Source organism: Neobacillus sp. NRS-1170 (assembly GCF_050468025.1).
In genome coordinates this window covers 1-8156 of the sequence record NZ_JBITPF010000093.1, presented here as the reverse complement: position 1 = coordinate 8156, position 8156 = coordinate 1, and the positions used below count along the sequence as shown (strand labels likewise).

General features: G+C 40.5%; 7 protein-coding genes. 6 read left to right on the top strand and 1 reads right to left on the bottom strand.

The window, feature by feature from the left end; genetic code table 11:
- Positions 1-273: 273 nt before the first annotated feature.
- A complete protein-coding gene (locus ACIFOT_RS30375) occupies positions 274-1044 on the bottom strand; it encodes a phosphotransferase family protein (RefSeq protein WP_430072154.1) in 771 nt (256 codons plus the stop codon).
- A 113-nt stretch (positions 1045-1157) separates the two neighbouring features.
- Here ACIFOT_RS30375 and ACIFOT_RS30370 point away from each other — a divergent pair, with 113 nt between their 5' ends.
- From ACIFOT_RS30370 to ACIFOT_RS30345, 6 genes are all read left to right on the top strand, one after another.
- Complete coding sequence (locus ACIFOT_RS30370) at positions 1158-1532, top strand: FixH family protein (RefSeq protein WP_430072151.1); 375 nt, start codon at positions 1158-1160, stop codon at positions 1530-1532.
- A gap of 276 nt (positions 1533-1808) precedes the next feature.
- The gene (locus ACIFOT_RS30365; RefSeq protein ID WP_430072148.1) at positions 1809-3983 is read left to right on the top strand and encodes a transglycosylase domain-containing protein; all 2175 of its coding nucleotides are present in this window, start codon (positions 1809-1811) and stop codon (positions 3981-3983) included.
- 142 nt (positions 3984-4125) lie between these two features.
- Positions 4126-4818, top strand: a complete 693-nt coding sequence (locus ACIFOT_RS30360) for a hypothetical protein (RefSeq protein WP_430072145.1) — start codon at positions 4126-4128, stop codon at positions 4816-4818.
- A gap of 332 nt (positions 4819-5150) precedes the next feature.
- On the top strand, positions 5151-5429 hold the full coding sequence (locus ACIFOT_RS30355) for a hypothetical protein (protein WP_430072142.1): 279 nt from the start codon (positions 5151-5153) through the stop codon (positions 5427-5429).
- Positions 5430-5823: 394 nt separating this feature from the next.
- Entirely contained in the window at positions 5824-6495 is a 672-nt protein-coding gene (locus tag ACIFOT_RS30350) for a GntR family transcriptional regulator (protein WP_430072139.1), read from the top strand.
- Positions 6496-6616: 121 nt separating this feature from the next.
- Positions 6617-7675 carry a tartrate dehydrogenase gene (locus tag ACIFOT_RS30345; RefSeq protein WP_430072135.1) on the top strand — a complete coding sequence of 353 codons (1059 nt, stop codon included), beginning with the start codon at positions 6617-6619 and terminating at the stop codon, positions 7673-7675.
- Positions 7676-8156 lie beyond the last annotated feature (481 nt).

Below are 8156 nucleotides of genomic sequence, written 5' to 3'. Positions count from 1 at the left end.
ACAAAATCTAGGACTTGACTGAAAATCACGCTCTCGAGTCCGCAAGAAGCCCTATATAAGACGCGCTCTGCCGAAAATCATGCTCCCGAGTCCGCAAGAAGCCCTATAGAAGAAACGGCCTGCCGAAAATCATGCTCCCGAGTCCGTAAGAAGCCCTATAGAGGAAACGGCCTGCCGAAAATCATGCACCTGAGTCCGCAAGAAGGGCTAATTCCCTCTACCAGCCATATTCAAGCTCTCTTAATCATTATTCTCTAAAAAATACGCAAGCTTTTAGAAAAACTCATATAGGCCCTCATTAAAATACAGAAATTCTTCCTTTGAGACCTTATAGCGTGTATAGCCTTCATAAAAGGCATGTAAGTATTCAGGATTATCAACAAAATGGCTAATCGCCAGGGATTCATCATATCGAGGATCTCCGACTGTCATACCAGACACATCAATGAAAAGTTTTACCTTTCCGTCGATAACAAGCACATTATCTGATGTGCAATCACCATGTATCATTGTTGGTTGGACTGGCAGCGGTTTTTGTGACTTTAACCGGTTTAACAATTCTAAGCTGCCTTCCGTTTGGCCGTTTTTTACATAGCTTTGTGCTTTAAGAAGTTGTTCCTCCAGCCAATCATTCTTCCGTTTCAGCGCTTCAATCGGCCTCATTTCGTGAAACTGATTAAGAAATTGTCCAAAGCTTCTCACTAACGCTTTTTTATCGGATTTTGACAATCCGCCCTTTAAAGCCGCTGTTAATGTAATGCCTTCCTCAAATGACATGATAAGGTGACTGCTGTCCGTTTTCTCGATAAATCCATAATAAGCAGGAACTGGAATTTCTCTTTCGTGGGTTAGTTTTTCTAAAACCTGAGCCTCTGCCTTTAGCCATGTTCGATATCTTTCATCATAAGCACTTTTAAGCAAGTAGGATCCCTTATTCGTAACAAGGCGGCGAACTTCAGAGGTACAGCCTTGTTCCTTTAATAAATCAAAAGAATGGATTTCACCCATTACTTTCTCAATATCTTTCTGTATATTATCAGCCATTTCAACCACCCGCACTTTTCCTTTTTTAAATATAACAATTAAGATAAATATAAGCTATGAGAACCTTCCTTGTGGTGTTGTGGTGTTATAATGACTTGAAAGGTTGTGATGTAATGAACAAATTTATTGTCCTTGTTTTTAGTATAGTATTGGTTTTGATCTCAGGCTGCAGTTCAAATAACTTTCAGATAAAGCTCTCTACACCAAAATCGTTTACACCTGGTAAAGCTTCTCCCATTGAATTTAAAATCACAGACAGTGAGGGTAAACCAGTTGAAGGTGCAAAGGTTAGCGCAGTGTTGAAAATGCAAGGCATGAGTCATGGCGATCTTTCTATGCAGATGCAAGAAATTGGGGATGGAGTGTATGCCGGGAAAGCGAATATTGAGATGGAAGGCGATTATACTGCAGCCATAAAAATCGATTACAAAGGTGCAAAATGGGCTGGGGAAAAACGGTTTTCCATTGTTTATAAAAAAGCACAGTAGTACTAAAAACGTTATTTCGGGTGCCTGGATTTTGGTTTTTGATTTCTGTTTTTTATCAAAATGTCCAATGGTGCCCCGAAATTGTCTAATACCCACGAAAAAATGTCCAAACCCACCTCAAAATTGTCCAATCCAATCTTTTAAAAATAAATGTCTGGTCCTCACCCATAAAATTATGCTTCCTTACGAATGTATATAAATAGCTCCACGTAAATTACATCCAAATATTGGTTTAAGCAACTTAGATTAACTTACTTAACATGGGAGAGAAGAAGAATGTCAGAAGAAACCTATCAATCTCGTGAGGAACGAAAACAAGCTGAAAAAACAAAACAAAATAACCAGAGAAGTAATAGTGCACCACCGAAAAGAGGATCCGTGTTGAAAAAAGGATCTTTATTGAAAAAAGTGATCATTGTCTGTTTGGTGCTTGGTCTTGTTTCAACAGGAGCAGGAGCCATCACATTCGCTTCAATGATTAAGGGTACACCTACATTAGATGCTTCGAAGCTGGAGGATCCGCTTTCCACGAAATTTTATGATAAAAACGGAAAATTCCTTTATGAATACGGGAAGGAAAAGCGGACGAAGATTTCGTATGAACAAGTGCCCAAAGTGCTAGAACATGCGTTTATTGCCACAGAGGATTCCCATTTTTATGAACATCATGGAATCGACCTCAAACGGACGGCTAAGGCCATTTTCGTGAACGTAACCGGGGATTTCGGATCTCAGGGGGGCAGTACCATTACCCAGCAGGTCATTAAAAACTCCTTTTTGTCTCCAGAGAAAACATTGAAGCGAAAAGTGCAGGAATGGGACCTGGCGTATCAGTTGGAAAAAGAGTACTCCAAGCACGAAATTTTGATGATGTATTTGAACAAAATCTATCTAGGAAACCGCTCTTACGGAGTGGCGGCGGCCGCGAAGAATTATTATGGACTTGAAGCCAATGATTTGAAAAAAATGACGCTCTCGCAGGCAGCAATGTTAGCCGGACTGCCTCAGAGTCCGAATAATTACGATCCGACCAAACCGGAAAATAAAGAATCAGCCACGAAGCGCCGTCACATTGTCCTAAGCTCGATGCTTCGAGATGGGTATATCACAGAAACACAAATGAAAGAAGCAGAAAAAGTACCTGTTACAGAGGGACTTGTACCAAAAAGCACGCAGCAAAGCATGCCTTATGAGGCCTTTTTGGACGCGGCAGTGAAAGAGGTAAAGGGAAAACTGAAGGATGTCAACATCAGCGAAGATGGGTTGTCGATTTATACAACACTCGATCCAAAAGCACAGAATTATGCCGACAAAATGATGAATACCAATGAAATCATCGGCTATCCTGATGCAAAGTTTCAAGGGGCTTTCGTTTTTTTAGATACGAAAACGGGGGAAGTCAGGGCGATTGGAAGCGGGCGGAACGATTATAAAGCCTCATTCCTGGGCAACAACTTTGCCGTAGATATCAACCGTCAGCCTGGGTCTTCCTTTAAGCCGATTTTTGATTACGGCCCGGCGATTGAAAACTTAAAATGGTCGACTGCACATTTGATTGATGACCAGCCGACGACCTATGAAACCGGCCAGTCCATTTCCAACTGGGATCATCGATATCATGGGGTGCTGACCATACGCTCGGCTTTACAAAACTCTTACAATATCCCAGCTCTGCTCACAATGAGAGAGGTTGGGTTGGATAAGTCAAAGAGTTTTGCAGAGAATCTTGGCATTACTTTTAAAAATGACCAAGTGTATGAATCCTATTCAATCGGAAGTAATACCGTAAATCCTTTAGCCATGGCTGGAGCTTACAGTGCATTTGCAAATAATGGCGTCTACAATAAACCGCATTTTGTCCAAAAGGTTGCTTTTCCGGACGGCACAGTTGTTAGTTTTGCGGGGAAATCTAAACGTGTGATGCATGATTACACGGCCTATATGGTGACGGATATGTTACGCACAGTTGTAAATGAGGGAACAGGAAAAACAGCTAATGTCCCTGGTCTGGATGTTGCCGGGAAAACAGGTACCACCAATTTTGATGCAAAAACTAGAGCTAGATATGGATACCCAAGTTCAGCGACAAATGACAGCTGGTTCGCTGGGTACACACCGCAATACACCATGGCTGTCTGGACAGGTTATGCGCAAAACGGACAGGGGAACTACATGAGCGGCAATTCAACTAAAATCTCGCAGCTCATGTTTAAAGCGATGATGCAAGCGTTCGGTACGGACGGATCCAATTTTAAGCAGCCGAGCAGTGTTTACAGGGCGAATAATGAATTGTATATCCAAGGTGTCAATTCTGCCGAGGTTCCAATGAAACCTAAAAAGGAAGAAGCTTCTGAAGAGGATGAAGATAAGGGTAAAGAGAAACAACAAGAAAAAGAATGGAAAAATCAAGGGAAAGAAAAAGGCAAAGGGAAACATAAACACGGAGATTGATTCCGATGCCTGTCCCGCCACAGGATGCAGAGAGAAGTGTTAGTGCACTTCTCTTTTTTTTATCCATTTTGTTGTTGACTTTTTTTGTAAATAAAATGAAAATGAATGGGTTCAGATTTTATTTTTTTAAGGGGTACTCGCAATGCAGAAGATGAGAATGAAGGAAACTAGAACACCTTTGAAGCTTTTTGGAATTCGCTATTATAAGGATGAAGACGGACAATATTATAAAAAGGTAGGGACCAATCACCGTTATCCTGTCACCCCATTGTGGAAGAAGAATCGGTTTAAGCTTGGACTGCCTGTAGTTCTACTTGCTGTGATTGGATTTTTTGGCTATCAAATTGGAATGAATCTTGCCTCCAAAAAAGTGGTCGAGGAAATTTCTCATCAAGTACCGAAAAAGGAGATCCAAGCACTATTGACTGATCCGTCCGTTCAGCAATTCATTGAGGATGAAGTGGGCTCCGATAAAAAGCAACAAATCCTTGATAAGTATTCAGTGGTGCCAATGGCGAACACTCCTCTAGTTGCATCTGCCTCTGCTAGCAGCGACCAGGCTGCTTCTGAAGATAGTAAGACAAGCAAGAAATCAACTGAGACTGAAAAAACCTATACTAGTTCGAAATTAAAGTTTACTTCAAGGGATGAAGTATTGAAATTTTTATTAACCAAATTTACGATGAATGAGCTGATGGGCTTTGCCGACAAGGCCAAGGGAGGATTAACTCCTGAAGTAAAATCGGAGATTCAATCGACGGTTATGAAACGGTTAACACCTGAAGAATACGAAGCTTTGAAGCTTTATGCGATTATTGAATTAAGTAAGTCATAAAAATGGAAACAAGCGCTTCCTTCATGGGAGCGCTTGTTTTTTCTTATTCGACAAATTTCTTTCGAGATGAATAGCGGAGAAGTTGAAATATCAAGTTTAAGACTGAAACTAATCAAACGATTAGTTAACTGACAAAATTCTTCGCTATCAATGGGTGAAAATCCCTTAGCACCAGGCTTTCCGGTAAATTTAATCAAACGATTAGTTAGTTTTTTTCGACAGGCGATTGGAGGAATTTGGGATGGTGGCATCTTTTCGCAATGCCTAAAGATGAGAATTCCAAAATTCAGTTCAAAATGGAAGCAAGCCATCCTATTTAGAAAAACATTTTATTGAATACGACTGAAATAAAATTGGATGACGATACCCGCGGTGAATTAAAAGGCAATTCATTGTACTTCCAATTTGAGGAGGTCTCCTATAATATTGTCTACCGGAATGAAGAAATAACGGATGAACAGCAGCAAAAGGAACTTATTAAAATGGCCAATGAGATTATACTAACTGATATGGCCCCCTTAATGGGGCTATATTTTTCAGTTTTTTGGCTAATTGTCCAAACCGTCGGAAAAATTGTCCAAAGTGGTTCGGAAAATGTCCAATGTACATAAAAAATGTCCAAAGTGCCCTCAAAATTGTCCAAAACAGCACAGTATTTGTCCAAAGCATATGTGCAGCTAGTAAACTTTAGATCCTCGTTTTCCGTTTTTTGTCTAAATAGACAAACACCTTTCAAAAATAGACAAAGTGCCCTCAAAAATGAACAAAACCCCTTAAAAAATAGACAAAACTTTGGTTTCGAAGTTTCTGGTCCTGTTGCTAGTCTATTCATATGCGTTTTACGAACCTGGTAATTTATATTTTTCGAACACGAGGAGTTAAAATTTGAAATATCTGAAAACTAATTTTATAATTTAAGTGTACCTTGTCGACAGCCGACACGAAGTTGGAAATAACGACTAAGAAATAACCATAATCTAATTTAAAATTGAGAGAGGTAAACAAATGTTAGACAGTCCATTGCAAAAGCCATTGCCATACTATCAACAAATTCAGCAATCCATAAAGGAAAGTATCTTTAGTGGTGTTTACAAACCTGGGGACCGGCTTTATGAGGCCAAGATTGCTAAACAATATCAAATTAGCCGCAGTCCCGTTCGAGAAGCGATTCGGGGTTTGATTATTGAGGGATTGCTGGTAATGGATGAAAGGTCCCAAATATCCGTCTACAAGCCAAATTTGCAAGATGTGCGCGATATTTATGAATGCCGGATTTCGCTTGAATCTAAAGCTGTTGAACTGACAGCTGAACGAGCAACCGATGAGCAGCTGCAGGAGCTTGGAAAAATATTAGAACAAACAGCGGAAGCCGTCCAAGAAGGTAATACTGAGACTATTGTAGCGTGTAATGCCCGTTTTCATGAACTAATTATCCTATACAGCGGGAATGCACGTCTGATGAAGCTTGTGGAGGATTTGAACGGCCTCATCTATTATTACCGTGTCTTGAATATCCAAGGTGATGACCGGTTGAGTACGATCTTAAAGGGACATACGGATATTTACCTTGCAATAAAAGAAAGAGACGCTAAAAAAGCATCTGATAGATTAAAAGAGCATACGCAAGAGGATCTATCTAATTTGATTCAAATCATTGAACAGTTAGAAGAGAGATAAGTAAATTGATGGGATGCCTTCTATTACTTGCCTGAACGCACGGACAGGCTTTGAATGAACAAGAGATTGCCATGTATGAAAATTTTTATAAAAATGCTAATAAGGGAGTAGGTATATAAGTATGAAGAAACTAGAGATTGCTGTCATTCCAGGAGATGGCATTGGGAAAGAAGTCGTTCCTGTTGCCACAAAGGTTTTAGATACAGTGGCCGAAATTCATGGCGGTTTAAAATTTGAGTACAAAGAGTTTCCGTGGAGCTGTGACTACTACCTGGAGCATGGAAAAATGATGCCGGAAGATGGTTTGGATATCTTAAAAAACTTTGAGGCGATTTTTCTGGGGGCGATTGGAAACCCTCAGCTGGTTCCAGATCATGTTTCGTTATGGGGACTTTTGATTAAGATTCGCCGCGAATTTGAACAATCGATCAATATTAGACCGGCTAAATTTTTTAAAGGTTTGAAATCACCGCTAGTCAATCCTAATGACTTTGATTTAATTGTCGTAAGAGAAAATAGTGAGGGTGAATATAGTGAAGTGGGCGGCAGGATTCACAGCGGGGATGATGAGGTTGCCATCCAAAATGCTATTTTTACTAGAAAAGGTACTGAGCGTGCGATGCGCTATGCGTTTGAGTTGGCTAAACAGAGAAGAGGCCATGTTACATCCGTGACGAAGTCGAACGGTATTGTCCACTCGATGCCGTTTTGGGATGAGGTCTTTAATGATGTAAAAGCGGATTATACGGATATTCAAACAGCAACCTATCATATCGATGCGTTAGCGGCCTTTTTCGTGACACGGCCGCAGATTTTTGATGTGATTGTGGCCAGTAATCTATTTGGAGATATTTTAACTGATATTGGCGGGGCGATCATGGGAAGTATCGGAATTGCGCCGGCCGCGAATATTAATTTAAGTGGAAAGTATCCGTCAATGTTCGAGCCTGTGCATGGTTCTGCGCCGGATATTTATGGAAAGAGCATTGCCAACCCAATCGGGCAGGTGTGGACCGCCAAAATGATGCTCGATCATTTTGGGGAGCGTGAGCTTGGTCGGAAGCTTTTGGATGTAGTAGAAGAGGTAACCAATGAGGGAATCAAGACTACGGATATTGGCGGCAAGTCCTCCACGATTGAGGTTGGAGACGCGATTTGCAGCCGTCTGAAGAAGGTTTGATCGGTGTCTTAGGTGCAGTGTGATTAAATAAGAGAGGCTGTCTCGAAGGGTGTTAATGGTTAACCCTTTTGAGGCGGTCTCTTTTTTCAAAAGTAGCATCTGATTCCCTTTAGCAGCCATTTTCCCATCTGACAGAGTCTCAGGTTCCCTCAAACAATTAGTACCAAGTTCAAAGGTTAAGAAAATATCAGAAGTCGTCCAAGATCCGCAAACAGATACTATTGGCATGTGGATGGATGTCTCCCATTCTACATAAAGGGCTTCAAACTGACATGACTTCCTTTTGCTTTATTGATGATTAAAGAGGAAATAAATCATTTTTTAATTTTTTTAGAAAAAGTGTTGACCAATCTATTAATCTCCTGTAATATAGGAAAAGTCGTCAGCGAGACGATGAAAGAAAAACAAAAAAGTTGTTGACTTCGAGTTAATAACTTGTTATGATGATAAAGTCGCTTTTAAGCGATGATGAAATTGTTCT